The sequence below is a fragment of the Paracoccus onubensis genome (assembly GCF_003591515.1).
GTDB classification, from domain to species: Bacteria; Pseudomonadota; Alphaproteobacteria; order Rhodobacterales; family Rhodobacteraceae; genus Paracoccus; species Paracoccus onubensis.
In genome coordinates this window covers 33,768-59,336 of the sequence record NZ_QZCG01000017.1, presented here as the reverse complement: position 1 = coordinate 59,336, position 25,569 = coordinate 33,768, and the positions used below count along the sequence as shown (strand labels likewise).

At 62.8% G+C, this 25,569-nt stretch carries 24 protein-coding genes; 10 read left to right on the top strand and 14 right to left on the bottom strand.

Annotated elements, in window-relative coordinates:
• Positions 1-4: 4 nt before the first annotated feature.
• Positions 5-1,150 carry an ABC transporter substrate-binding protein gene (locus tag D3P04_RS20555; protein WP_119751742.1) on the bottom strand — a complete coding sequence of 382 codons (1,146 nt, stop codon included), beginning with the start codon at positions 1,148-1,150 and terminating at the stop codon, positions 5-7.
• 460 nt (positions 1,151-1,610) lie between these two features.
• Between D3P04_RS20555 and paaI the strand changes: the two genes are divergently transcribed.
• From paaI to D3P04_RS20535, 3 genes are all read left to right on the top strand, one after another.
• Complete coding sequence (gene paaI / locus D3P04_RS20545) at positions 1,611-2,051, top strand: hydroxyphenylacetyl-CoA thioesterase PaaI (RefSeq protein ID WP_119751794.1); 441 nt, start codon at positions 1,611-1,613, stop codon at positions 2,049-2,051.
• A 24-nt stretch (positions 2,052-2,075) separates the two neighbouring features.
• Entirely contained in the window at positions 2,076-3,383 is a 1,308-nt protein-coding gene (gene paaK / locus D3P04_RS20540; RefSeq protein ID WP_119751793.1) for a phenylacetate--CoA ligase PaaK, read from the top strand.
• A gap of 96 nt (positions 3,384-3,479) precedes the next feature.
• Positions 3,480-4,079: a TetR/AcrR family transcriptional regulator gene (locus D3P04_RS20535; protein ID WP_119751740.1), complete on the top strand. Its 600-nt coding sequence runs from the start codon at positions 3,480-3,482 to the stop codon at positions 4,077-4,079.
• A 130-nt stretch (positions 4,080-4,209) separates the two neighbouring features.
• On the opposite strand, the gene D3P04_RS20530 is transcribed toward D3P04_RS20535, so the two are convergent.
• From D3P04_RS20530 to D3P04_RS20510, 5 genes are all read right to left on the bottom strand, one after another.
• A complete protein-coding gene (locus D3P04_RS20530) occupies positions 4,210-6,204 on the bottom strand; it encodes a PhoX family protein (RefSeq protein WP_119751739.1) in 1,995 nt (664 codons plus the stop codon).
• 112 nt (positions 6,205-6,316) lie between these two features.
• Positions 6,317-7,243, bottom strand: a complete 927-nt coding sequence (gene argF / locus D3P04_RS20525) for an ornithine carbamoyltransferase (RefSeq protein ID WP_119751738.1) — start codon at positions 7,241-7,243, stop codon at positions 6,317-6,319.
• Between the two features lie 125 nt (positions 7,244-7,368).
• Positions 7,369-7,845: a GNAT family N-acetyltransferase gene (locus tag D3P04_RS20520; protein ID WP_119751737.1), complete on the bottom strand. Its 477-nt coding sequence runs from the start codon at positions 7,843-7,845 to the stop codon at positions 7,369-7,371.
• Positions 7,838-9,010, bottom strand: coding sequence for an aspartate aminotransferase family protein (locus tag D3P04_RS20515; RefSeq protein WP_119751736.1), 1,173 nt, complete (start codon positions 9,008-9,010; stop codon positions 7,838-7,840). The genes D3P04_RS20520 and D3P04_RS20515 overlap by 8 nt, the downstream gene beginning before the upstream one ends.
• 141 nt (positions 9,011-9,151) lie before the next feature.
• A complete protein-coding gene (locus tag D3P04_RS20510) occupies positions 9,152-9,961 on the bottom strand; it encodes an ABC transporter permease (protein WP_232845106.1) in 810 nt (269 codons plus the stop codon).
• Between the two features lie 117 nt (positions 9,962-10,078).
• On the opposite strand from D3P04_RS20510, the gene D3P04_RS20505 reads away from it, so the two are divergent.
• On the top strand, positions 10,079-10,672 hold the full coding sequence (locus tag D3P04_RS20505; protein ID WP_119751735.1) for a GcrA family cell cycle regulator: 594 nt from the start codon (positions 10,079-10,081) through the stop codon (positions 10,670-10,672).
• Entirely contained in the window at positions 10,672-11,103 is a 432-nt protein-coding gene (locus D3P04_RS20500) for an NUDIX hydrolase (protein ID WP_119751734.1), read from the top strand. The genes D3P04_RS20505 and D3P04_RS20500 overlap by 1 nt, the downstream gene beginning before the upstream one ends.
• 297 nt (positions 11,104-11,400) lie before the next feature.
• Here D3P04_RS20500 and truB read toward each other — a convergent pair whose 3' ends face one another.
• The 3 genes from truB to rbfA all read right to left on the bottom strand — a co-directional run bounded on the left by truB (position 11,401) and on the right by rbfA (position 13,657).
• Positions 11,401-12,294, bottom strand: coding sequence for a tRNA pseudouridine(55) synthase TruB (gene truB / locus D3P04_RS20495; protein ID WP_119751733.1), 894 nt, complete (start codon positions 12,292-12,294; stop codon positions 11,401-11,403).
• A gap of 195 nt (positions 12,295-12,489) precedes the next feature.
• A complete protein-coding gene (locus D3P04_RS20490; protein WP_119751732.1) occupies positions 12,490-13,260 on the bottom strand; it encodes a phosphodiester glycosidase family protein in 771 nt (256 codons plus the stop codon).
• Positions 13,244-13,657 (bottom strand): 30S ribosome-binding factor RbfA, encoded by a 414-nt coding sequence (gene rbfA, locus D3P04_RS20485; protein WP_119751791.1) that lies wholly within the window; start codon positions 13,655-13,657, stop codon positions 13,244-13,246. Before rbfA ends, D3P04_RS20490 begins: the two co-directional genes overlap by 17 nt.
• A gap of 70 nt (positions 13,658-13,727) precedes the next feature.
• Here rbfA and dapB point away from each other — a divergent pair, with 70 nt between their 5' ends.
• From dapB to pheS, 3 genes are all read left to right on the top strand, one after another.
• A complete protein-coding gene (gene dapB / locus D3P04_RS20480; RefSeq protein ID WP_119751731.1) occupies positions 13,728-14,546 on the top strand; it encodes a 4-hydroxy-tetrahydrodipicolinate reductase in 819 nt (272 codons plus the stop codon).
• Positions 14,547-14,647: 101 nt separating this feature from the next.
• A complete protein-coding gene (locus D3P04_RS20475) occupies positions 14,648-15,958 on the top strand; it encodes a cytochrome P450 (protein ID WP_333473110.1) in 1,311 nt (436 codons plus the stop codon).
• Positions 15,959-16,144: 186 nt separating this feature from the next.
• On the top strand, positions 16,145-17,224 hold the full coding sequence (gene pheS / locus D3P04_RS20470) for a phenylalanine--tRNA ligase subunit alpha (protein WP_119751729.1): 1,080 nt from the start codon (positions 16,145-16,147) through the stop codon (positions 17,222-17,224).
• 312 nt (positions 17,225-17,536) lie between these two features.
• On the opposite strand, the gene D3P04_RS20465 is transcribed toward pheS, so the two are convergent.
• The gene (locus D3P04_RS20465) at positions 17,537-18,403 is read right to left on the bottom strand and encodes an NAD(P)-dependent oxidoreductase (RefSeq protein WP_119751728.1); all 867 of its coding nucleotides are present in this window, start codon (positions 18,401-18,403) and stop codon (positions 17,537-17,539) included.
• Between the two features lie 168 nt (positions 18,404-18,571).
• On the opposite strand from D3P04_RS20465, the gene D3P04_RS20460 reads away from it, so the two are divergent.
• Positions 18,572-20,986 (top strand): penicillin acylase family protein, encoded by a 2,415-nt coding sequence (locus D3P04_RS20460; RefSeq protein WP_119751727.1) that lies wholly within the window; start codon positions 18,572-18,574, stop codon positions 20,984-20,986.
• A 220-nt stretch (positions 20,987-21,206) separates the two neighbouring features.
• On the opposite strand, the gene D3P04_RS20455 is transcribed toward D3P04_RS20460, so the two are convergent.
• The 3 genes from D3P04_RS20455 to D3P04_RS20445 are packed head-to-tail and all read right to left on the bottom strand — an operon-like array spanning position 21,207 to position 24,297.
• A complete protein-coding gene (locus tag D3P04_RS20455; RefSeq protein ID WP_119751726.1) occupies positions 21,207-22,037 on the bottom strand; it encodes an FAS1-like dehydratase domain-containing protein in 831 nt (276 codons plus the stop codon).
• Positions 22,034-23,134: a CaiB/BaiF CoA transferase family protein gene (locus D3P04_RS20450; RefSeq protein WP_119751725.1), complete on the bottom strand. Its 1,101-nt coding sequence runs from the start codon at positions 23,132-23,134 to the stop codon at positions 22,034-22,036. Before D3P04_RS20450 ends, D3P04_RS20455 begins: the two co-directional genes overlap by 4 nt.
• Positions 23,134-24,297, bottom strand: coding sequence for an acyl-CoA dehydrogenase family protein (locus D3P04_RS20445; RefSeq protein ID WP_119751790.1), 1,164 nt, complete (start codon positions 24,295-24,297; stop codon positions 23,134-23,136). Before D3P04_RS20445 ends, D3P04_RS20450 begins: the two co-directional genes overlap by 1 nt.
• Before the next feature lie 105 nt (positions 24,298-24,402).
• Here D3P04_RS20445 and D3P04_RS20440 point away from each other — a divergent pair, with 105 nt between their 5' ends.
• Complete coding sequence (locus tag D3P04_RS20440; RefSeq protein ID WP_119751724.1) at positions 24,403-25,323, top strand: LysR family transcriptional regulator; 921 nt, start codon at positions 24,403-24,405, stop codon at positions 25,321-25,323.
• A 46-nt stretch (positions 25,324-25,369) separates the two neighbouring features.
• On the opposite strand, the gene D3P04_RS20435 is transcribed toward D3P04_RS20440, so the two are convergent.
• Positions 25,370-25,555, bottom strand: coding sequence for a hypothetical protein (locus D3P04_RS20435; protein ID WP_220475381.1), 186 nt, complete (start codon positions 25,553-25,555; stop codon positions 25,370-25,372).
• Between the last annotated feature and the right edge of the window lie 14 nt (positions 25,556-25,569).

Here is a 25,569-nt window from a genome sequence, read left to right as displayed (position 1 = left end):
CGGCTTAATCAAGCTGCTTCCAGCCACCATCGGCGATTTCCAGCATCCTGAAGGCGCTCAGATCGAGGCCAAGGTGATCTTCGGGCGTGAAGCTGTAAGTTCCCGTCGTCCCGACAAAGCCCGAGGTCTCTTCAAGCGCATCCCGGATCGCGTCGGGTTCAGTGCTACCCGCCCGCGCAATCGCATCCGCCAGCAGCGCCACCGCATCATGCGCATAGCCCGCGAAGGTCGAGGGCTCCTCGTTGTATTTCGCTTGATAGGCGGCGGTATATTCGGTCACGACCTTGTATTGCGGATCATCCTCGGCCAGCAGATCGCCGATCAACAGCGCCGTTCCGGGCAGGCGGATCCCTTCGGCGGCGTCTTTTCCGGTCAGTTCGATAAAGGCGTTCGAGGCAACCCCGTGGCTTTGATACATCGGGATCTCGAAACCAAGCTGCGCATAGTTGCGTGTCACGATGGCCGGCCCCTGCCCAAAGCCCGGATTCAGCACCGCCTGCACGCCCTCTGTATCCCGGATACGGGTCAGTTGCGGGGTCATGTCGGCATCCTGCGGGCCATAGGTCTCATCGGCCAGAATCTCGATCCCCTGATCGCCCGCGACCTCCTTGCACTCGGCCTGCATCGAGGCGCCGAATCCGTCGGTGCCCGAAATCATGCCGATCTTCGTGATGTCCTGCGCCTTCATATCGGTAAAGATCTTCTCGCAGGCCATGCGGTCGGTATGCGGGGTCTTGAACACATATTCCCGGACCGGATCAACGATCGAGATCGCGCCCGCCAGCGAGATGAAGGGAATGCCCTCATCCTCGGCCATGTCAAGGATCGATATCGTGGTGCCGGTGGTCGAACCTCCGATGATCGCCACGACCTCGTCATCCTCGATCAGGCGAGTGGCGAAGGTGCGCGCCTTGTTCGGGTCGCCGCCATCGTCATACAGCGTCAGCACGATCTCCTCGCCATCGATGCCGCCACCGGCGTTGATCTCTTCGACCATCATTTCGATGGTCTTGGCCTCGGGATCGCCCAGAAACGCCGCCGGACCGGTGGCAGATACGCTGGCTCCCAACCTGATCTCGGCCTGCGCCGCGCCGGACAATGCGCCCATGCCGAGCAGCACTGCGAAAGCGGTCCTTGTCGTGGTCTTCATTGTTTTCTCCTCCCACAAGAGCGATTCCCCCTCCGCTCTCTTTCCTGTATCATTGACCGACCGGACGGTTTATGCAACAAATAATCTCATGGACATCGTTGGAGGGGTCCGGAGGGTCAGATGACATTAGCAGATATTCAGGTGGACGTGCCCGAGTTTGCTTGCCTGCGGGTGATTCGCTTGTGGGTTGGCTATCGTGGCTCTGACAGAAACACCTGCAACCATTCAGAGCCGCGCAGCGCCCGTCCGTCGGGTGGGCGACTGCGGGTTGTGTTTCTCACTTTATGGCGCAACCTCCGCATGACGTCCGGCCCGCAGGATGACGTCACCCAAGCGCCCGCCCAGAGGGGCGGACGGGCGCTGCACGGCGGCCCCATGGGCCTTGATTCCACGCGGGGGCGCAGCCACAGGCATCCGTTTCTTCAGGCAAAGCCGCTCTGACATGCAAAACCCCAACGACATGACCCCGCAAGAACTGGCCGAAGCCTGCGCCCGCCAGATGTGGTCCGATGACCGCGCTTCGCAGCAATTGGGGATGAAGCTGACCCATATCGCCCCGGGCGAGGCCAGTATCCAGATGACCCTGACCGAACGGATGACCAATGGCCACGGCAATGCGCATGGCGGTTTTCTGTTCACGCTGGCCGACAGCGCCTTTGCCTTCGCCTGCAACAGCTACAACCAGATGACCGTCGCGCAGCATTGCTCGATCACCTATATCGCGCCCGGCACGCTTGGCGACCGGCTGACGGCCACGGCGCGGGAAGTATCGCGCAAGGGCCGCTCTGGCATCTACGACATCCGCGTCATCCGCGAGGACGGCACGGTCATTGCCGAGTTTCGCGGCCATTCGCGCAGCTTCAACAAAGCGCTGCTGCCCGATGGCGATGCGGCTGGCTGAGCGGATTTCTTTGGGAGGAACATGATGAAAGACCTGACACCCGGAAAGGATATCCTCGACCCGATCGAGATTGCCAGCCGTGACGAGATTACCGCCTTGCAGGAAAAGCGGATGGCATGGTCGCTGCGTCATGCCTATGAGAATTCGCCCTTCTACCGCAAACGCTTCGATGAACATGGCGCGCATCCCGGTGATTTCACGACATTGGCCGATCTCGCCCGCTTCCCCTTCACCCTGAAGCAGGATCTGCGCGATACCTATCCTTTCGGCATGTTCGCGGTCCCGCGCGAAAAGCTGGTGCGTATCCATGCGTCATCGGGCACGACCGGCAAGCCGACCGTGGTCGGATACACGAAGAACGATATCGACATCTGGGCCGATATGATGGCCCGCTCGATCCGGGCCAGCGGCGGCCGTAGCGGTGATATCGCGCATATCGCCTATGGCTACGGTCTGTTCACCGGCGGGCTTGGCGCGCATTACGGCGCCGAACGGCTGGGCTGCACCGTGGTCCCGATCTCGGGCGGCATGACCGCGCGGCAGGTCACGCTGATACAGGATTTCAAGCCGCGTATCATCATGGTCACGCCATCCTACATGCTGTCCATCCTTGACGAATTTCACCGTCAGGGGCTGGACCCGCGCGAAAGCTCTCTTGAGGTCGGCATTTTCGGTGCGGAACCTTGGACCAATGCGATGCGCGCGGAAATAGAACGGGCCTTCGACATGCACGCCGTGGATATCTATGGCCTCAGCGAAGTGATGGGGCCGGGGGTGGCGAATGAATGCGTGGAAACCAAGGACGGTCTGCACGTGTGGGAGGATCATTTCTACCCCGAGATTATCAGCCCCGAAACCGGCGAGGTGTTGCCCGACGGCGAGATGGGCGAACTGGTTTTCACCACGCTGACCAAGGAAGGTCTGCCGATCATCCGCTACCGCACCCGCGATCTGACCCGGATATTGCCGGGCACCGCCCGCTCGATGCGGCGGATCGAGAAGATCACCGGCCGCAGCGATGATATGATCATCCTGCGCGGCGTGAACGTGTTTCCGACCCAGATCGAGGAGCAGATCCTCAAATGCAAAGGCCTTGCCCCGCATTTCCAGATCGAACTGACCCGCAAGGACCGGATGGACGTCATGACGGTTCATGTGGAATGCACCGCCGACCGGGGCACCGGCGAGGCGCGGCAGGCATCCGCGCATGAACTGACGCATCACATCAAATCGGTCATCGGGATCTCGACGAAGATCGAGGTCCATGATCCCGACGGTGTCGCCCGTTCCGAAGGCAAGGCCAGGCGGGTGGTGGACAACCGATCAGATTAGGCCCCGCCTCCTGCGGGCTGGCAAAATCCGTAACCCGGGGATAAGGGTACTCATTTTCCCTCCCCGGACCTGACATGTGAAGGAGCCCTGTCGCCGATGGCACGGACGCGAGCAGAGGATTTCGAGGAAAAGCAGCATCAATTGCTGCTGACCGCCGCGCATGTCTTTGCGACACAGGGCATGGACAAGGCATCGATGTCACAGATCGCCTTGGAAGCGGGCGTCTCGAAGTCATTGCTGTATCATTATTATCCGTCCAAGGACGCGTTGATATTCGCAATCATCCATACCCATCTGAACGAATTGGAGACAGCCTTGCAGCGGGCAACGGATCCCGATCTGCCGCCCGGTCCAAGGCTGGAGAAACTGGTTCTGACGATGCTTGAGCAATATCGGGGCGCGGATGATCAGCATATCGTGCAGCTGAATGCCGGACAGGCTCTGTCCGACGATCAGCGGGTCCGGCTTCTGCAGCTGGAGCGGCGGATCGTCAGGCATTTCTCGGCCGTCATCTGCGAGATCCATCCCATACTCGACCGGCCCGAACGCCCGCTTCTGATGCCGGTCACCATGTCGCTTTTCGGCATGCTGAACTGGGTCTATATGTGGTTCCGCGACGGGGGTCCGGTCAGCCGCGAAGATTACGCCAAACTTGCGACGACGCTGATTCTGGAAGGCGTCAAGGCGGTTCGCTGAAAGGATTGCGGCCCGCGACGGCGGGGAGCTTCACGCCCCCCACCCCCGCGGGATATTTGAGTAAAGAAGAAGCAGCCGGCGATTCCGCGTTTTTCGGGCAGAGCCGGCGCTTTTCCCCGGCATCGCCCTTTCAGGCGCCGATCTTGCCGCCATCCTGTTTCGTGATTACGACGACCGCGGGACGCACCGGCATATCGTCGCTGAAATCCGGCCAGCGGGTCGAAAGATCTTCGTAATAGGACGGACGGCCATGGCCTTCCCAGTCATCGCCCCCATCGCCCGGATGCTGGACCGCGACGAAGAAGGTCGTCAGGTCGGGGGTCGGACATGGGCCGCACATTTCGGCTCCGACCGGCACCCGGTAGAAAAGCCGCGAGGTGCCGCGTGCCGATCCTTCGGTGTCCAAAGCCCAAAGGCCATCGGTACGGCCAGTATCGGCCAGCGTATTGCCGTCGGTCGTGACCCAAAGCCGGCCATCACTGTCGACGGCGCAATTATCGGGCATGCCGAACCAGCCGTCCTCGGTGGTCGCGGTCGAGAATGTGGCGCCGACCTCGGCGATCGAGGGATCGCCGCATTGCACCAGAATTTCCCAGCGCCCGCTGGTCGCAGTCAGATCGCCGCCATCTTCGGAAATCTCGATGATGTGACCGAACGCGTTTTCGACCCGCGGGTTGGCGGCATCCGCCTCTTCCCGTTTGGTGTTGTTGGTCAACATGACATAGGCCTTGCCCTTCGCGGCATCGGGCTCGATATCTTCCGGGCGGTCCATCGGCGTGGCTTCCAGCAGATCGGCGGCACGGCGTGTCTCGATCAGAATATCGGCCTGCGATTCAAAGCCGTTTTCGGCAGTCAGCACGCCTTCGCCATGGATCATCGGCAGCCATTCCATCGTTCCGTCCTCGTCGAAACGGGCCACGTAAAGCGTGCCTTCATCCAGCAGATCCATATTCGCGGCGCGGTCGTCTGGATTATATTTGCCCGCGGTCACGAATTTGTAGACATAATCGAAACGCTCGTCATCGCCCAGGTAGAAGACGACGCGGCCATCAGCCGCAACCGCGCTTTCCGCGCCTTCATGCTTGAAGCGGCCCAGAGCCGTGCGCTTTTTCGGCCTGGATTCCGGATCCATCACATCGACCTCGACGACCCAGCCGAAGCGGTTCGGCTCATTGGGTTCCTTCGAGACATCGAAACGGTCTTCGAATTCGCCCCAGGCATAGCTTTCATCGGGAATGCCCATCCGCTCGTAATTCGCGGTCTCGGGATGGTCTTCGGGCAATGTGCCCATGAAATAACCGTGGATATTTTCCTCGGCCATGATGTAAGTGCCCCAGGGCGTCACACCGCCGGCGCAGTTATTGATCGTGCCCAGCACTTCCTTGCCGGTCGGATCGGCATTGGTTTGCAGACGGGCATGGCCGGCCGCCGGACCGCTGATCTCCATCGGGGTCCTGGCGGTGATACGGCGGTTCAGCTTGCCGTCCAGAACCGGCTGCCATTTGCCATCCGTCTTGCGGATCTCGATCACCGTGCCGCCATGTGCCGCCATTTCGATATTTACCCGGTCCTCGGTCGCGGCGGCAAGCTCGATCTCGCCATCCTTGATCGTGACAATTCCGGGAAACATCAGATGTTCATTGGTATATTCGTGGTTCACCACCAGCAATCCGTGATCGTCAGCCCCTTCCAGAGGGATGAAACCGACGAAATCGTTGTTATAGCCGAACTGACGCTCTTGCGCAGCCTGGGACTGGTTCGCCGGATCGAATTCCGGCGCATCGGCGAAAACCTTGTCGCCCCAGCGAAGCAGCACATCGGCATCATAGCCTTCGGCCACGTGATGATCGGCATCGACGCCCGCCTTGACCTCGGGGAAATTGAAGGCCGAGCCTTCAATTGCCTCTTGCGCATGTGCATCATCCGCCGCCAGCAACGCGATCGGGCTGACCGTGGCCGAGATCGCCGTGGCCGCCATCGAGCCACGAAGGAAGCCCCGGCGCGAGAAACGGGCGGCGATGATCTCGCCCATGGTGCGGTTATTCGTGGGGTTCAGACCGGGACCATCGGCTTCTTCAAGCTGGCTGGTCCGGAAGACATGACGCGAATGGTTCTGATCGTTCATGGCGCTCTCCTGGCGAATGCTGGGAAGGCCCGGAAACGAGCCTTTCGCCGAAGAGTTAGGAGCGCCGTGTAACGCGACCACAACGATTATGCGAAGGATTTATGACAGCGGGTTAAACACCCAGACAATAACGCAGAACCGCCTTCTGGGCATGCAGCCGGTTCTCTGCCTCGTCCCAGATAACGGAATGCGGGCCGTCCATGACGGCGCTGGTCACCTCGTCCTCGCGATGCGCAGGCAGGCAATGCATGAACAACGAATCGGGCTTGGCTTTTGCCATCAGTTCTTCGTTCACCTGATAGCCGCGCAGCTGGTTATGCCGCCGCTCCTTGGCGGATTGCGGGTCATGCATGCTGACCCAGGTATCGGCAAAGACCAGATCGGCGCCCTCGACCGCCTTATGGGGATCGCGTTCGATGGTGACTCCGACGCCCTGCGAACGGGCGAAATCAAGCGCCTCATGCTCGGGATCGAGCGGCGGAGGCCCGGTAAAGGTGAAATCGAAGCCTAACTGCCCGGCGGCATGGATCACGCTGGCGCAGACATTGTTGCCGTCGCCGACCCAAACCGCCTTCTTGCCCCGGATCGGGCCGCGATGTTCCTCGAAGGTCATCACATCGGCCATGATCTGGCAAGGATGGGTGCGATTGGTCAGCCCGTTGATGACCGGCACCGTCGCATATTCGGCCATCTCCTGAAGCGTGGCCTCTTCAAATGTGCGGATCATGATCAGATCGACATAGCGCGACAGCACCCGCGCGGTATCGGCAATCGTCTCGCCATGGCCAAGCTGCATTTCACTGCCCGACAGGACCATGGTCTGCCCACCCATCTGCCGCACGCCGACATCGAAGCTGACGCGGGTGCGGGTCGAGGGCTTTTCGAAGATCAATGCGACCATATGGCCGGCAAGCGGCTGTTCGTCATCGGACATGCCCTTGGGGCGGCCATTGCGGGCCAGTTTCATCGCCAGAGCCTGATCGATGATCGAGCGCAGGTGGTTCTTGGGGGTCGTGTGGATGTCTAGAAAATGATTCATCTGGATGTCTTTCACGTATTTGGGCCAGCAAGCCCGCTTGCTGCGACGGGGTCAAGGGGGCGCTGCCCCCGCTCAGCCTCAAAATTGAGGCTGAGCACCCCCGAGGTATTTCGGCAAAGAAGAAGTCATCGGAGGCGGGTCATGATCCGGGCGAGTTGCCCCTCGCCGTCCTTGCGGATCGTTTCGCCATGGAATCCGGCCTTTTCATAAGCGCGGATGGCACGATGGTTATCGGGGCTCGGGTCGATGACCAGGGTCGATATTTCGCGCAGGAGCAGATCGCCAAGCCTGCGCAACCAGGCGCCGCCATAGCCCCAGCCTTCTGGCGCGTTGAAGACATCGATCGCAATGGCGTCTTGCGGAAGGTCGTAAAGATGCGGGGCTTCCCATTCATGCGCCGGGAAGTGCTGCGCATATCCGACAGGGGTTTCGCCCTGCAGGGCGATCAGCTGACGCATGGCGGGCTGGTCGAGGTCCTCGGTGATCAGTGCCAGTTGATGCTTCGGATCCGGCCACCATTCCGCGACCGCCGGTTCCTTCAGCCATTCGGCCAGCATCGGCAGGTCGTCCCGGGCGACCGGTCTGAAGCTGTAGTCAGGCATCGAGGCTTTCGGCGGCGCGGTCCAGCCTTGCCACCGCCTCGGCGATCTCTTCCTCGGTGATATTCAGGGGCGGCAGCAGGCGCAGGGTGTTGTCGGCGGCAGGAACCGTCAGGATTTGCTGCTCGTAACCGGCCTTGACCAGATCGGCGGGCGGCAATTTGCATTTCAGCCCCAGCATCAGCCCCTGCCCGCGCACGCCCTCGAATACCGACGGATGCGCGGCGACCAGACCTTCCAGCTTTTGCCGGAACAGCGAGGATTTGCGGTTCACCTCGGCAAGGAAGGCATCATCGGCGACGATCTCCATCACCTTTGCCCCCACCGCGCAGGCCAATGGATTGCCGCCATAGGTCGAGCCATGGGTGCCCGCGACCATGCCCGCCGCCGCCTTTTCCGTGGCCAGCACCGCGCCCAGTGGGAAACCGCCGCCAATACCCTTGGCGACCATCATGATATCGGGCGCGACCCCGGCATATTCATGCGCGAACAGCCGACCGGTCCGGCCCATGCCGCATTGCACCTCATCCAGGATCAGCAATGCGCCGGTCTTGTCGCACAGCGCCCGGATCTCGCGCAGATCGGCATCCTCCAGCGGGCGGATTCCGCCCTCGCCCTGAATCGGTTCCAGCATGACGGCGGCAGTGCGGTCGGTAATCGCGGCCTTCAACGCCTCGATATCGCCCCAGGGCAATTGCCGGAAACCGGGCAGAAGCGGGCCGAACCCCTTGACCATCTTTTCCGAACCGGCGGCGGCGATCGCTCCGGTCGAGCGGCCATGAAAAGCACCCTCGAAGGTCAGGATTTCGATGCGCTCGGCGTCGCCCGCATCGCTCCAGTATTTCCGGGCCATCTTGATGGCAAGCTCGGCCGCCTCGGTGCCGGAATTGGTAAAGAAAACCGTATCGGCGAAGGTTTTTTCGACCAGCATCCCAGCCAGTTTCTCCTGTTCCGGGATCTGGTACAGGTTGGACACATGCCAGATTTTCCCGGCCTGCCCGGTCAATGCCGCCACCAGATCGGGATTGGCATGACCCAGCACATTCACTGCGATCCCCGCGCCCAAATCCAGATATCGGGTGCCGTCCGTGGCGGTGGCCCAGACGCCCTCGCCCCGTTCGAACGCGACGGGAGCACGATTATAAGTCGGCAGAACATGCGAAATCATGGCGGATTCCCCAAATGGAATGATAAATTGTGAAGGCAGGTACGATCGGACGGTGACGAAGCGTCAACGTCGGGAGCGGGCGATTATGGCGGTCCAGGCGATCATGACATCGCCCATAGCGCGGTTTTGCAGGACGCGCAATCACGGTTTCATCCGATAGCCCGTTTTCAGCCAGTGACGGCACAGATACAACACCGCCACCACTACGGCGAGGCAGATCAGCAGCCCGCGCCAGACCGGAGCGTCGCTGACCCCGGTAATCCCGAATCGCGCACCGTCAATCAGGTAGAAGATCGGGTTCCAGTGCGACAGGCTGCGGAACGGCTCGGGCAATGCCTCGACCGAATAGAAGGTGCCGGACAGAAAGGACAGCGGCGTGATCACGAAATTGGTGATCGCCGCCATCTGGTCGAATTTCTGCGCCAGAATCCCGGCAAGGATCCCCAGCCCGCCAAGAAGCAGCGCGGCCAGCAGGATGAAGACCGCCGCCCAGAAAGGATGCGCGACGCCGGTGCCCGTGACGATGACCATGCCCGTGCCGATCACCACCGCAACCAGAGCGGCGCGGGCGACCGATCCGGCAAGATAACCGCTTAGCAGCTCGCCTGCGGAAAGCGGCGGCATCAGCGTATCGACGATATTTCCCTGCACCTTGGCCGAAGTGATCGAGGACGAGGTATTGGCGAAGGCGTTCTGGATCACCGTCATCATCAGGATGCCGGGGCCAAGGAATTCCAGATAGGGCAGGCCCATCACTTCCCCCCGATTCCGTCCCAATGCAAGCGCGAAGACCAGAACGAACAGCCCCGCCGTCATCAGCGGCGCAAAGACCGTCTGCTGCCAGACCGCAAGGAAGCGCATCACCTCGCGCCGGGCCAGGGTCTGCAGCCCCAGCCAATTGACCCGACCGAAGCGGCGCACGCCCATTGCCGTCTGATTCTCCGGAGTCATCTCGCTGTCCTTGAATTTTCCTCGCACGAGGGCTAAATCTCGGCATCCCGTTTGTGACGGGGTCAATCGCGGGTTTCAAGATGGGGCGGCGGACAAATCCCGCCCGGAAAGGCAGTCATGTCCTGGACGGACGAACGAGTCGAGACGCTGAAACGTATGTGGGCCGAGGGTCAGTCGGCCAGCGCCATCGCCAAGGAATTGGGCGGGGTGACGCGCAATGCCGTGATCGGCAAGGTGCATCGGCTTGGCTTGTCCAACCGCAATGACGAAGCCGAAGCCGCGCCTGCCCCCGCCCCGGCAGCCGAAAAGAAAGCCGGGAAGAAGCCGCCCAAACCCGCAGCCTCTCCTGCGCCGGAACCCGCAGCAGCCAAGCCGGCACCCGCTCCGGCCCAGGAAACCGCAGCGCAACCGTCTTTCGTTCCCGTGCCGCGCCGCCCCATCGTTCCCGCCGGCCAGCCCTTGCCGCCGCAGCCTTCGGCCAATGAAATCAGCCCCGAGGCGCTGGCAACCGTCCGCGAGATCGAGAAAAAGGCGCGCAAGCTGTCGCTGATGGAATTGACCGAACGGACCTGCAAATGGCCGATCGGCGATCCGGCGACCGACAAGTTCTGGTTCTGCGGCCTGCCCAGCCAGCCCGGCAAACCTTACTGCGAAGCCCATGTCGGAGTGGCCTTCCAGCCGATGAGCTCTCGCCGCGACCGCCGCCGGTAATGCCTGTCTGTCCCCGGTTGGCTGCCCTTGCCGTCACGATTCGGGACGATGAGGTTCTTCTTGTGCGCCGCCGCAACCCGCCTGATGCCGGTCTTTGGGGATTTCCCGGCGGTCATGTGGAACTGGGGGAAACGGCGTTGCAGGCCGCCGCCCGCGAACTGGCCGAGGAAACCGGCGTGATCGCCGCGCCGCGCCGTTATATCGAGAATGTCGATATGATCCGGCACGGTTCCGACGGCGCGTTGCAACATCATTTCCTGCTGGCCGCGGTTCTGTGCGACTATCTTGACGGCCAACCCACGGCCGCCGATGACGCGTTTGAGGCTGGCTGGTACCCGGTTGAACATGTCCTTGCCGGAAATTTGCCGCTCAGCGATCAGGTTGCGGCGGTTTTGCGGCGCGCTCTTGAAGTGATGCAGCAGGAGGCATGAACCTCCCCTCCGGAGGATCGCGCCTGTGGCAGGCCATAAAATATCGGCAAACCCACCGCTACAGCGTTCCGGCATTACATCAAGGCGTTTCACGATCCGACGAGCCGCTTCCGATCGTGCCTGTCCGGCCTCTGTCTCTTCTTCTTTGCTCAAATACCTTGCCGGGGGTCCGGGGGATGCAAAATCCCCCGGCCATCGCGGGACGCAAAAGGCTCGTCACCCATAATCGAATGAAACCATCATGCTGATGTTGTTTCCACCGAATCTGCCGACGCAAGCCCGGCATCCTGAAATGTCTTACAGGTTGAACACCCGCTCGGGCTGAACGGTGCCGCCCTGATAGCGGCCGATGCAGACCGGGCCTTCGCCATCACTGACCCAGACGGCCTCGCCCCATTCCGCCGTGCCGGTCACTTCGCCCGGATTTCCGTTGCGGATCCGCTGTGCGCCCTGCGGCGTGGCCCGCAGCACCGGCATATCCTCCAGCGCGGCCTCAAGCGGCAGAAGCTGTTCTTCCAGCCAGCCCTGCGTCTCGCGGTCGATCTTGTCGAACCCCACACCATCTTGCACGTCAAACGGCCCCGACCAGATCCGGCGCAGCCCGGCCACATGGCCAAGGCATCCCAGATCCCGCCCCAGATCCCGCGCGATCGAGCGGACATAGCCGCCCTTGCCGCAAACCATCTCGAACCGCGCCGAATCCGGCCCCGATTCGATCAGCGTCAGGCTTTCGACCCAAAGCGGACGGGCGGCGAGTTCGACCTCTTCCCCTTCGCGGGCCAGATCATAGGCGCGTTCGCCCTGTACCTTGACCGCCGAATAGGCCGGCGGAACCTGCATGATCTCGCCCAGATATCCGGGTATAACCCTTTCGATGGCATCGGCATCCGGGCGGATATCGGAACGTCGCAGCACCTCGCCCGAAGCGTCGTCGGTGCTGGTTTCCGCGCCCCAGTTCACGGTGAAATCATAGCATTTCAACGCGTCGGTGATATAGCTGACGGTCTTGGTCGCCTCGCCCAGCGCCACGGCCAGAACCCCGGTCGCGTCCGGATCCAGAGTCCCCGCGTGGCCGGCCTTCTTGGCGTCAAGCGCCCAGCGAACCTTGTTCACCACCGAGGTCGAGGTCATGCCCGCAGGCTTGTCCACGATCAGCCAGCCATTGATATCCCGGCCCTTCTTGCGCGCCATCCGTTACCCCTGAGTTTCCGGAAGATCGGCGGAATAGCGGCAGGGGCACGGGGCGTCAAGCTGCGACAACAGGGTTTTGCCGTCGCCGGCTGGTTGTCGAACCAGTGGTGTGCCTGCCGGCGCCCCCCGAGGTATTTGGACAAAGAAGAAGAGGAGGGCGTGGCCGAGTCCCCGGATCGATCCGGACATCGCCCTTCAGCCGGTCTGATCCACCAGCCCGATCATCGGCCCAAGGCTTCGCCCGAAATCGGCGCGGTTCACGCCGGGCGCATAGAGCCGCGAGATCGAGCCGTCGAAATACAGCGCATCGCGGACGCCAAGCCCGTCGCGGAACAGCCGCCCGAATTCGTGGAACGTCACGGGACGGTCGGAAATGGCGAACCATGCTGTTTGCCCATCGGGCGAAACGCCCACGCCATTGCGGATATATCGGCTGTCCGAATCGACCAGAAAGCGCGGATGCAGATTGCCATCGATCACCAGCATCGGCCCCGATTGGGTGGCCAGCCGGCATTCGGGCCAGGCATCGGCAAAGGCGCGGCTTTCGATCACCTGAAAGGGCCGCTGGCCGCCGGTGCAGAACACCCCGTTTGGCAACATCCCGAAATTCCCGCCGCTCGCAGCCGTGGTCAGCGGCGACAATTCCTCGCCATCGACGATCAGCAACCCGACGGGCCGGTAATCGGAATGGAACATCCCGGCATTCATGGCGAAATTCAGGCTTTGGCCCTGATCCAGCAATTTGCGGACATTCGCGAAATTCCGCAGCGGCTTACCATCCGCGCCATCCTGCCACAGCCGCAGCGCAGGTTCTTGCGCGGCATCGACCTGACAGATGACATAGCCCTGCCCGTCATGGCTCAGCTTGCCGCAACCACCCGAGCCCGCAACAGCGGGCACCGTCATCGCCAGAAGCATCCCCGCCGCAACGCCAAGCCGGCGGCGCAGATCAAGCCTCGTCTTCATCCGGAGCCTCGACATCCCGGCGCACCTGCTCATCCAGAAACATCCGCCGGGTATCGTCCATCCTGTCGAAAGTCTCGTCCAGCCGAAAACGCAGTTCCGGGGCGTATTTCAGCGACATCCCCCGGGCCACCAGATGCCGCAGCTCCGACGCGTTCTGGCGCAGGGCGGCAAGCGCCTCTTCCGCCTCCCGTCCGCCAAGGGGCAGCACATAGGCCGTCGCCACCTTGAGATCGGGCGAGCAGCTTACCTCGCCGACCGTGATCGAATGCCGGTTCAGGGCCGGGTCATGCACATCCCCGCGCAAAAGCACGTCGGAAAGTGTGCGGCGGATCAACTCGCCCACGCGCAGCTGCCGCTGCGACGGGCCGTTGCCATGAGAAAAGCGGTTCTGTGCCATGCGTTCCGACATAGGGGGTCGCGGCGCGCATCGCAACGGGATAAAAGACCCGAAACCATGGGGGTGACAGATGAGTGATCGGGAATTGCCGGGAATCGTGGTGACGGGCGCATCGGGCCGGATGGGGCAGATGCTGGCCCGGCTGCTGCTGGAAAGCGAAACCGCCCGGCTGGTCGGCGTCTTGGAACGCCCCGGCCATGACTGGATCGGGAAGGATATCGGCGAGGCCATGGGCGGTACGGCGGTCGGCGTGACGGTCAGCGGTGACGCCGTGGCCACGATCGCGCAGGCGCAGGCGGTCATCGACTTCACGTCACCGGCCGCTTCGGTCGCCTTCGCGGAACTGACCGCGCAGGCCCGCGCCGTGCATGTGATCGGCACGACCGGCTTCGAGGACGCCGATCTGGTGCCCCTGAAGGCCGCCGCCCGCCACGCGCCGATCATCCGGGCCGGAAATATGAGCCTTGGGGTCAATCTGCTGATGGGGCTGACCCGCAAGGTCGCCGCCGCACTGGGCGAGGACTGGGATATCGAGGTGGTCGAGGCCCATCACCGCCATAAGGTCGACGCCCCGTCCGGCACCGCCCTGATGCTGGGTGAAGCCGCCGCCGAGGGTCGCGGCGCTTCGCTGGCCGACCTTCGCACCCCTGCCCGCGAGGGAATCACCGGCCCCCGCGAAACGGGCAGCATCGGCTTCTCCGCCATTCGCGGCGGCAATGTCGTTGGCGAGCATGACGTGATCTTCGCCGCCGATGGCGAACGCATCGTCCTGCGCCATCTGGCGACCGACCGGGCCATCTTCGCCCGGGGCGCGATCCGCGCCGCGCTTTGGGGGCAGGACAAGGGGCCGGGCGAATATGATATGGCGGATGTGCTGGGACTTGGCTGAGCCCGGGGTAGCCCGGACGGAAAACCGCACTCCACTTTTCCCGAGAATGCTCTAATCTTGCACGCATGGCCCCGTGTGAACCCGTCAAAGTCCCCCTTTCCATGCGCCCGACAGGAATCCTTGGCACCGTTGCGATCGCGCGGCGCAATGTGCTGGAACTGATCCCCGGCATCGCGCTGCGCCAACCCATCGTCTCGGGCCGCACGGGTCTGCGCTGGCATATGGTCATGGACCCGGACAGCCTGCGCCATATCCTCAAGGACCGGGTCGAGGATTATCCGAAATCCACCACCACCAAACTGATCCTCGAACCCGCCATCGGCAACAGCCTGTTCATCGCCGAGGGCGCGGAATGGCGCTGGCAGCGCCGCGCAGCCGCCCCCGCCTTTGCGCATCGCCATGTCTCGGCGCTGGGTCCGGTCATGACGGCGGCGGCCGAGGCGTCATGCAGACGGCTTGAGAATGCGTCGCAACCGGTCGATCTGTTCGCCGAAACCGTCGCCGCGACATTCGAGGTGATCTCGGATCTGACCTTCTCGGGCGGCGAGGGTTTCGACCGCGACGCCGTGCATCAGGCAATCGACGGCTATATCGCCCAAACGGCAAAAGTCTCGCTTCTGGACGTGCTGGGCCTGCCCGCATGGCTGCCACGCCCGGGGCGACTGATGTCGGGCGCGGGGCTGCAGCGGATGAAACAGGTCGCGGATCAGGCCATCGCCCGCCGCGCGGAAGCCGCAGGAACCGATGGCACGCCCGATCTGCTGGATCTGCTGCTGGACGCATCCGACCCGGAAACCGGGCGCAGCATGAGCCGCGGGGAATTGCGCGACAACCTGCTGACCTTCATCGTCGCCGGGCATGAAACCACGGCGCTGACTCTGGCATGGGCGCTGTATCTCTGCGCCTTCGATGCATCGGTGCAGGACCGCGCCGCGACCGAGGCCCGCGCGGTGCTGAATGGCCGCGCCGCCGAGGCCGGGGATATTCCCGCGCTCCCCTATATCGGGCAGGTGGTGAACGAGGCGCTGCGCCTTTATCCCCCCGCCGCCTTCCTAGCCCGGACGGCACGCGCGCCCGACCGGCTTTGCGGGCGGGAAGTCCGCCCCGGCGATACCATCGTGCTGCCGATCTATGCGCTGCATCGCCACCATCTGCTGTGGCGCGATCCCGATGCTTTTGATCCCGATCGTTTCGAAACCCCGCCGGACCGCTTCGCCTTTCTGCCATTCGGCGCCGGCCCCCGCATCTGCATCGGCGCAAGTTTCGCCATTCAGGAAGCCGTCATCATCCTTGCCACGCTGCTGAACCGTTTCCGCTTCTCGCCGGTGCCGGGCCGCGATCCGGAACCCCGCATGATCCTGACCCTGCGCCCGCATGGCGGCGTCTGGCTGAACGTATCGCCAAGGAGCTGAGGGCAATCGCCCTGAGCCGGAACACCGCGCCCCTTCTTCTTTGCTCAAATACCTGCGACAGTTGCCACAGGCACATCCTGGCATGCCTGCCATTCTCCGGGCACAGGGGCAAAACCGCGCAGAAGGCTTTCCCCCCGCCGCATCTGGTGCTAGTTCATGCCCCGACATGACGCCGAGGCTAATCAAATGGATGATCTGACCCCGCTGCGCCAGCAATGGCTGGACCGCATCAAATCCGCCGCCGACCCCGCCTCTATCGAAGAGGTCAGGCTGGCCGCGCTTGGCAAAAAGGGCGAGATCAGCCTGAAGATGCGCGAATTGGGCAAGATGACCCCCGAAGAGCGTCAGACCAAGGGCCGCGCCCTGAACGAATTGCGCGACGAGATCGACACCGCTCTGCGCGCCCGCAAGGCCGCGCTGGAAGATGCCGCGCTGGAAACCCGACTGGCAGAGGAATGGCTGGATGTGACATTGCCGGGCCGCCCGCGTCCGCAGGGCACGATCCATCCGATTTCGCAGGTCATGGACGAGATCGCGGCGATTTTCGCCGATATGGGCTTTGCCGTGGCCGAGGGGCCGCAGGTGGAATCCGACTGGTATAATTTCGACGCCCTGAACATCGCGCCCGAACATCCCGCCCGGCAGGAGCATGACACATTCTTCATGCATCGCGCCGAGGGCGACGACCGCCCGCCACATGTGCTGCGCACCCATACCTCGCCGGTGCAGATCCGCGCGATGGAGGAACATGGCACGCCCATCCGGGTGATCGCGCCGGGCCGCACCTATCGCATGGATATGGATCAGACCCATACGCCGATGTTCCATCAGCTCGAAGGGCTGGCCATCGACCGGGACATTTCCATGGCAAACCTGAAATGGGTGCTGGAGGAATTCTACTCGGCCTTTTTCGGCACCCGCGTCAAAACCCGCTTCCGCGCCTCGCATTTCCCCTTCACCGAACCCTCGGCCGAGGTCGATATCCAATGCTCGTGGGAAGGCGGCCAGCTTCGCGTCGGCGAAGGCGACGGCTGGCTGGAGGTCACCGGTTCGGGCATGGTGCATCCGCATGTGCTGCGCTCTGCCGGGGTGGATCCGGATCAGTGGCAGGGCTTTGCCTTCGGCATGGGAATCGACCGGCTGGCGATGCTGAAATACGGCATCCCCGATCTGCGCGCCTTCTTCGAATCGGATCTGCGCTGGTTGCGGCATTATGGTTTTGCCGCCGGGAACGTGCCCAGCCTCAGCGGCGGGCTGTCGCGTTAGGACCGTTTCACGTTACATGAAATCGGGACCCAAACGCCCGCGCGCCGCTATCTCCCCGCCCGGAATCAAGGGCCGTCAGGCCCGCCGGGCAGCGCCCGACCGCCCGGATGGGCGGGCGCTTTGGTGACGTTATCCTGCGAGTCGGGCTTCGTGCGGGGTTGCACCATAAACTACCTGACCACAGATGCCGGAATGCCCGACCGCCGTCAGGCACTGCCCGGCTCCGAAACATCCTGCGCAATCTCCCTCCGGGGACCGCTCTAGCGCGGCGCTATCGCCGGGCGACTGGCAAACATCGCCTCTCGCCCATCGCTACTTCACCAGCCGCGCAATCAAGGACGAGGTATCCCAACGGCCGCCGCCCATGGACTGAACCTCTTTGTAGAACTGGTCGACCAAAGCGGTCACCGGCAGCAAGGCGCCGATTTCATCCCCTGCGGCCAGACAGATGGCCAGATCCTTGCGCATCCAGTCCACCGCGAAACCGTGATCGAACTCGCCCGCCGCCATCGTTTCGTGGCGGTTCGCCATCTGCCAGCTTCCGGCAGCGCCCTGACTGATGACCTCGACCACCTCACCGATATCCAGCCCCGCCTTTTGCGCGAATGCCAGCGATTCCGACAGGCCCTGTACCAGCCCCGCGATTGCGATCTGATTGCACATCTTGGTGATCTGGCCTGCGCCGACATCGCCCAGCCGGCGGCAAATCTTGGCATAGGCACCGATCACCGGCGCGGCACGGTCGAAATCGTCCTGATCGCCGCCACACATCACGGAAAGCTGTCCATTCTCGGCCCCCGCCTGCCCTCCCGAGATCGGCGCATCGACATAGCCCAGCCCGGCCGCGCGCGCCGCCCCAGCCAGTTCCCGGGTGACGGCGGCGGAAACCGTGGTGTGATCGACGAAGATCGCGCCCTTTTCCATGCCAGCAAATGCGCCATCCTCACCCAGGCAGACCGAGCGCAGATCGTCGTCATTGCCGACACAGGACATGACGAAGGCAGCGCCTGCCGCCGCCTCGCGCGGGGTAGGGGCGGATCCGCCGCCATGCTGCCCGGCCCATTTCCGCGCCTTCTCGGCAGTCCGGTTATAGACGGTGACGTCGTGCCCGGCCGATTGCAGATGCCCCGCCATCGGATAGCCCATCACGCCCAATCCCAGAAATGCCAGTTTCGCCATTATCGTCTCCTTCAGGTGATAGATGCGTCAATATCGCCTCCGCCACTCGTTGAAATGCGTGCGCGGCTGCCTTATGCAGCACCCCACCACCCCGGCGCATCAGGGTCAAGCGCCAAAGAAACGCCAAGGCCAAGCTGACGGATCGCCATTCATGGAACATCCCTTCTGATGCTGAAACTTTTCCGCTGGCTTCTCTGGCTGACAGTGACATTGATTCTGCTGCTGGTGGCGGGGGCGGTGCTGATCTGGTATTTCGCCGTGCGCTCGCTGCCGGATTACAATGGCAGCTATGAGATGGCGGGCATTTCCGCGCCGGTCGAAATCGTCCGCTCGACCGAGAATGTGCCGCATATCTTCGGGGAAACGGACGAGGATGTCTTTTTCGCGCTGGGCGTGGCCCATGCGCAGGACCGGCTGTTCCAGTTGACCGTCTTGCGCCGCGCCGCACAGGGGCGGTTATCCGAGATTTATGGCGCGACGGCCTTTCCGCTGGACAATCTGGCCCGGCGGCTGGGGCTGCAGGAACGCGCCGAGGCGTCGGTCGCGGCGCAAGACAGCGAAACCCTCGCCGCGCTCGAGGCCTATTCCGCCGGGATCAACGAATGGATCAGGCAGGTCAACGAAAACGCCATGGGCAAGGGCGCGCCCGAATTCTTCCTGTTTCCCGATCAGATCACCTATTGGCAGCCCGCCGATTCGCTGGCCATCCTCAAGCTGCTTGCCGCAAGCAGCAGCCGCGCGGTGGGCGACGAAGTCCTGCGCGCCCGGCTGTCGCTGGCATGGCCCGAACAGGGACCCGCGTTCCTTTCGCCGAATGATCCCGTTCCGGCGCCATATGCCTCGTTGTTTCCGGGCGCCAGAATGGCCCCGCCCCGGCGCAGCCTTCCCGAAAACGCATATCCGGATCTGCGCGGGTTCCTGCATCCGGGGATCGGCCTTGGCGCGAATGGCTTTGCGGCGTCAAGCGACCGGACGGCGGCGGATGGCTCGTTGCTGGCCAATGACCCGCAGACGCCGCTGACCGTGCCCGGCCTGTTCTATCTGGCACGGCTGGAACTGACATCGGGCGGCGCGATCGGGGCGACCATTCCGGGAATTCCCGCGATCTGGTCCGGCAGGAATCAGGATCTGGCATGGGGGCTGACTCCCGCAGCCGTCGATGATGCCGATATTCACATCGAGGAAGTCCAGCCCGGCGCCTCGGATCGCTATCTGGGCCTGAGAGGATGGACCCAGTTCAAGACCGACAGCGCGGTGATCAGGGTACTGGACGGTCAGAGCCAAAGAATCACCCTGCGCGAAACCGAAAACGGCCCCCTTGTTCCCGGCATCGATCCCGGTCTGGACGATGTGATTCCGTCCGGACATGTCGCTTCGCTGAGCTGGACCGGGCTTTCGCGCGAGGATCGGACCATGTCGGCCCTGATCGGCCTGATGCGCTCGGACAGCCGCGAAACGGCAGCGAAGGCAATGGAAATGACGGTCGCTCCGGCTTTGTCGGCGACGCTCGCGGATAAGGGCGGCGTCACGCAGATCATCGCAGGCGCCCGGCCCATGCGCCCCGACGGTCACCCCACGGGCGGCATGATGCCCAGCCCCGGCTGGCTTCCCGAAGCACGGTGGACGGGGATTTCATCCATTGCCGACGAAGCCGATCAGGGACAGCTTGCGCCCGGCATGGTGCTGGCGACGGAAGAGGGGCCGGACGGGCTGCGGCGGAGACGGCTTGCCTATCTGCTGATGGACCGCGAGGTCCATTCGCGCGATAGTTTCATCGCCACCCAGCTTGATGTCGTCAGCCCCGCGGCGCGGGCCTTGCTACCCCTTGTCGGGGCCAATCTCTGGTTCAGCGGCGAACCCACCGAAGCCGGCTCGCCAGAGCGTCAGCGACAGGATGCCCTGAACCTGCTGGCCGAATGGGATGGCGGAATGAGCGAGCATCTGCCCGAACCGCTGATCTATGCCGCATGGATGCGCGAGTTGCAGAAACGCCTGATTCAGGACGAGTTGGGCCCGCCCGCGGAGGATATCACCCAGCTTCATCCCGCCTTTATCGAGGCGGTATTCCGGAACCGCAATGGCGCGTCGCGCTGGTGCAATATCGTTCAAAGCGCCCCTGACGAGGATTGCACCACCATCGCCCGGCAATCGCTGGACCGGGCCATTCTGGACCTGACGGAGCGTTTCGGCCCCGAGGTCGCAAGCTGGCGATGGGGCGACGTGCATTATGTGCGCCAGAACCATCCGGCATTGGGCGGCATCTCGGGGCTGGGCTGGATCATGAACCTGACGCAGGCGGTTTCGGGCGGCGAATACACCCTTGCGCGCAGCGGCCTGCTTGGCAGCGGGAACAATCCCTATCAGGCGATCAACGGAGCGGGCTATCGCGGCGTTTACGATCTGGCCGATCCGGACAGTTCGGTTTTCATTATCTCGACCGGCCAAAGCGGCCACCCGTTTTCAAGCCATTATGACGATCTGGCCGAATTATGGCGGCGCGGCGAATATATCGGCATGTCGCTTGACCCCGGGCTGGCCCGCGCTGCCGCTGTCGGCGTGACAAGGCTTGAACCGGCGCAATAAGGCGTTTCGGGTTTATCCGGACCAGACGGTCCTTTGTCAGCCAAACGTCATTGGTCCGCGTCCCGCGATAGCCGGAGGCGCTGCCCGTCGCCAACAGGTCTCTTGGACCGGTGGCGCGACCCGCAGGCACCCCAGAGGTATTTGGACAAAGAAGAAGCAGCGGTGAATTCGCTGTTTTTCGGAATTGGGCGGTCGGTAATCCGGCGCGATCGCCCCGTCTTCACTCTGCCTGCGCCGTCATCGCGACCGGGCCATCGGCATAGCTGGTCCACAGCGTCAGCCGCCCCTCCTCTTCGGTCGCGTTCAGTGTGAAATTCGCGTTGTCGAACAGCGGCGACAGGCTGCGGAACTCGAAGCGTTCGGGACGGCGGCCCATGATATCCGCGGCAAGCTGCGCCAGCATCGTCGCCTGCATCGGGCCATGGACGATCAGGCCCGGATAACCTTCCTCCTCGCGGGTATAGGGCGCGTCATAATGGATCCGGTGACCGTTGAAGGTAAGCGCCGAATAGCGGAACAACAGCGGAGCAGATGGCACGATCTCGATGCGATGCGCGCCATCCGGGGCCGGAGGCAGCGCCTTCTTGGTCGCGCCGGGACTGTCGGCATCGCGATAGACGATATCCTGCCGCTCGGTCAGCACCAGCCGCCCGTCGCTTTCGATCCGGTGCCGGACGACGACGAAGCATAAGAGGCCGCTGCGCCCCTGTTTCAGCGAGACATCGCGAATCTCGGAATGTTGTGTGACGGTTTCGCCGATGCGGATATCGTCATGGAAGGTGAATGCGCCGCCCGCCCACATCCGCCGGGGCAAGGGCACCGGGGGCAGGAAACCGCCCCGCGCCGGATGCCCGTCCGGGCCAAGCTCCTGTGTGGAAACCACCGCCGGGGCAAGGCAAAGGTGGATCAGCAGCGGCGCGATATCACCGTCTTGCGTGCCGCCCGCAAGCCCGAATGTGGCGTTGAACCGTTCCGCGATGGCGGGTGTCAGCAATTCGGACCTGACCTCTTCCCGGCCGATCCATTGGCGCAGATGGTCGATATCGGTCATGTCCTGCTCTTTCCGTCGGACAGCGCGGGAACCGGGCCATAGCGCCGGGGCTCGCCATCGAAGATCGCCGCGGGCGCAGGGATCGAAACCGGCCCGTTCGGTGTCTCGACGGTGATCCGGCGCAGATGCGGATGGGCGGACAGCCCCGCCATGTCATTGACCACGGCAAGGGCCAGATCGGCCTTCAGCGATGCCTCCACGGCGTCTTCCATGTCTCGCCTTGCAAAGCCTTCGCCCACGATTGCATCGGTTTCGGCACGGTTGGCAACACGGGCGACATTGTTGGCGAAACGCGGATCGGTGGCCAGATCCGGCCTGTCCAGAAAGATTTCGGCCAGCTTGCGCCATTCCCGGTCGCTTTGCACCGAGATCAGGACCGCCTGACCGTCCCGGGTCAGGAAAACCCCGTAGGGCGCGATAGACGGATGGGCCATGCCGATCCGCCGGGGTGGTTTCCCGCCTTCGTGCATCAGCAGCGGCACGGTCAGCCAGTCGGCCATCACGTCAAACATCGACACCGAGATATGCCCGCCCCTGCCCGTGATCCCCCGCCGGATCAGAGCCTCCAATATGGCGGCATGGGCGCTTGCCCCGGTGGCGATATCGACGATGGATATCCCCACGCGCGCGGGCCCATCCGGACCGCCGGTGATCGAGCAAAGCCCGGATTCGGCCTGTATCAGCAGATCATAAGCCTTGCGGTCGGCCATCGGGCCTTCCTCGCCATAGCCGGTGATGGAACAGGTGATCAGGCGCGGATAATCCCGCGCCAGCCGTTCCGGGCCGAATCCCAGACGCGCCAATGCGCCCCGCTTGAGGTTCTGCACCAGCACATCCGCATCTTCCAGCAACCGCGCCAATTCGGCTTTGCCCTCTGCCGAGCGCAAATCCAGCACCAGCGATTCCTTGCCACGATTCAGCCAGATGAAATAGCTGGACTGGCCCTGCGCCACATCGTCGTAACCGCGGGCGAAATCGCCCTCGGGCCGCTCGATCTTGATTACCCGCGCCCCGGCATCCGCCAGACGCGAACTCGTGAAGGGCGCGGCGACCGCCTGTTCGATCGCGATGACGGTCAGACCTTCAAGCGGCAGCATCAGAACGACCTTGGCAGGCCAAGCACATGCTCGGCGACATAGGACAGGATCAGATTGGTCGAGATCGGCGCAACCTGATACAGGCGGGTTTCGCGGAATTTCCGCTCGACATCGTATTCGCAGGCGAAACCGAAGCCGCCGTGGAATTGCAGGCAGGCATTCGCGGCCTCCCAGCTTGCCTTGGCGGCCAGATATTTGGCCATATTCGCCTGCGCCCCGCAGGGCTGATGCGCATCGTAAAGCCGTGCCGCCTCGTAACGCATGAGATTGGCGGCCTCGACCTCGATGAAACTTTCGGCGATCGGGAATTGCACGCCCTGATTCTGGCCGATGGGACGACCGAAGACATTACGCTCGCTGACATATTTCGTCACCCGGTCGATGAACCAGTAACCATCTCCGATACATTCCGCCGCGATCAGCGTGCGTTCGGCATTCAACCCGGTCAGGATGTATTTGAACCCCTGCCCCTCTTCCCCGATCAGATTCCCGGCGGGGATTTCAAGGTTGTCGAAGAACAACTCGTTCGTTTCGTGGTTCACCATATTCGGGATCGGGCGGACGGTCATGCCGGATTTCATCGCCTCCCTGATATCGACGATAAAGATCGAAAGCCCTTCGGATTTCTTCTTCACCTCGGCCAGCGGGGTCGTCCGCGCCAGAAGGATCATCAGATCCGAATGCTGTACGCGGCTGATCCAGACCTTCTGACCGTTGATCACATAACGGTCGCCCTTCCTGATGGCGGTGGTCTTGATCTTTGTCGTATCGGTGCCGGTGGTCGGTTCCGTCACGCCCATGCTTTGCAGGCGTAATTCGCCGGTGGCGATCCGGGGCAGATATGTCTGCCGCTGCTCCGCCGAGCCATGACGGATCAACGTGTTCATATTGTACATCTGGCCGTGACAGGCACCCGAATTGCCCCCGGCCCGGTTGATTTCCTCCATGATGACCGTCGCCTCGGTCAGGCCAAGGCCCGAGCCGCCATATTCCTCGGGGATAAGCGCCGCCATCCAGCCCGCGCGCGTCAATGCCTCGACGAATTCCTCGGGATAGCCCCGCTGTTCGTCGATCTTGCGGTGATATTCGTCGGGAAATTCCGCACAAAGCGCGCGAACCGCGTCGCGGATATCCTGAAATCTGTCATATCCAATAGTTTGCATGTCAATCCTCACCAGATCGCGCTCATGACTGGCGTGATCCCCATTATAATGCAAATATATATTATATCTTAAGTCCATATAAAAACGGTATATCAAGGTTCCGCCATGGATATCAGGCAGTTGCGCTACTTCGTGGCGATTACCGACGAGGGCTCGTTCTCGCGCGCGGCCGAGCGGCTGCATGTCGCCCAGCCCGCACTGTCCCTGCATGTGCGCAAGATGGAAGAGGCGCTGGGCACGCGGCTTCTGCTGCGCCATTCCGGTGGCGTCACGCCGACCGAGGCCGGTTTGCGCCTGATCGAACGCGCAAGGCGGCTGCTGGCGGAATTCGATCAGATGCACGAGGACATGCGCCAGATCGGCAGCGAACCGGGCGGGACCGTCAGGATCGGGCTTCCGGGAACCATCAGCGACATCCTTTCGGTTCCCCTGATCGCGCATCTGCACAAACGTCATCCCGGCATCAAGCTGATCGTCGCCGAGGCCATGAGCGGATTCGTCGGCGAATGGCTGGAAGAGGGAAGAATCGATCTGGGAGTTCTATATGGAACGGGGAATCGCAAACATATCCGGCTGACACCACTGCTGCGGGAGGAACTGGTGATCCTGCTGCCGCCAAAGGTCACGCCTCCTGCGCCTGTCACACTGGCTGCGCTGGCCGATATGCCGCTGATCCTTCCCAGTTCATCCCACGGGCTGCGCCGCATGATCGAACAGCATCTGCTGGACAACGGCCTTGCCGCCAGCCCGGCAATCGAGGTGGACAGCTACAATTGCATCAAGCGGCTGGTTCAGGACGGTTTCGGCTGCTCGATCCTGCCCGTCCACGCAGTTGCCGAAGCATCCCGCAGCGGGCTTTTGCAGGCGCTGCCCTTTTCCGATCAACCTATCTGGCGCGGCGCCTATCTGGCTCGCCATCCGACCCGGATCCTGTCGCAAGCGGCCTCTCTCACCAGTCAATCATTGCGGGAGGTCACCGCTGGCCTGATCTCTGACGGTATCTGGCTGGGCGCAAGCGACCCATAGACGGCAGTTCCTGCGATCACGGCCCGCAGAAAGGAAACCCGGGTGGTTACTTGTCGTTCCGACGGATGAACAGCTCGAATCCCAGATAAAGCCCCGCCGCCGCGAACAGGATTGCCCAGAACGGGTTGTCATTCGCCAGCTCTACCCCGGCCCAGATCAGCGGCAGCACCACGCAGAGGATCCGCACCCACAAGGGCCGGAAGAACGGAGCATTCGGATCTACCAGCATCATATCTCCTGTCGTCA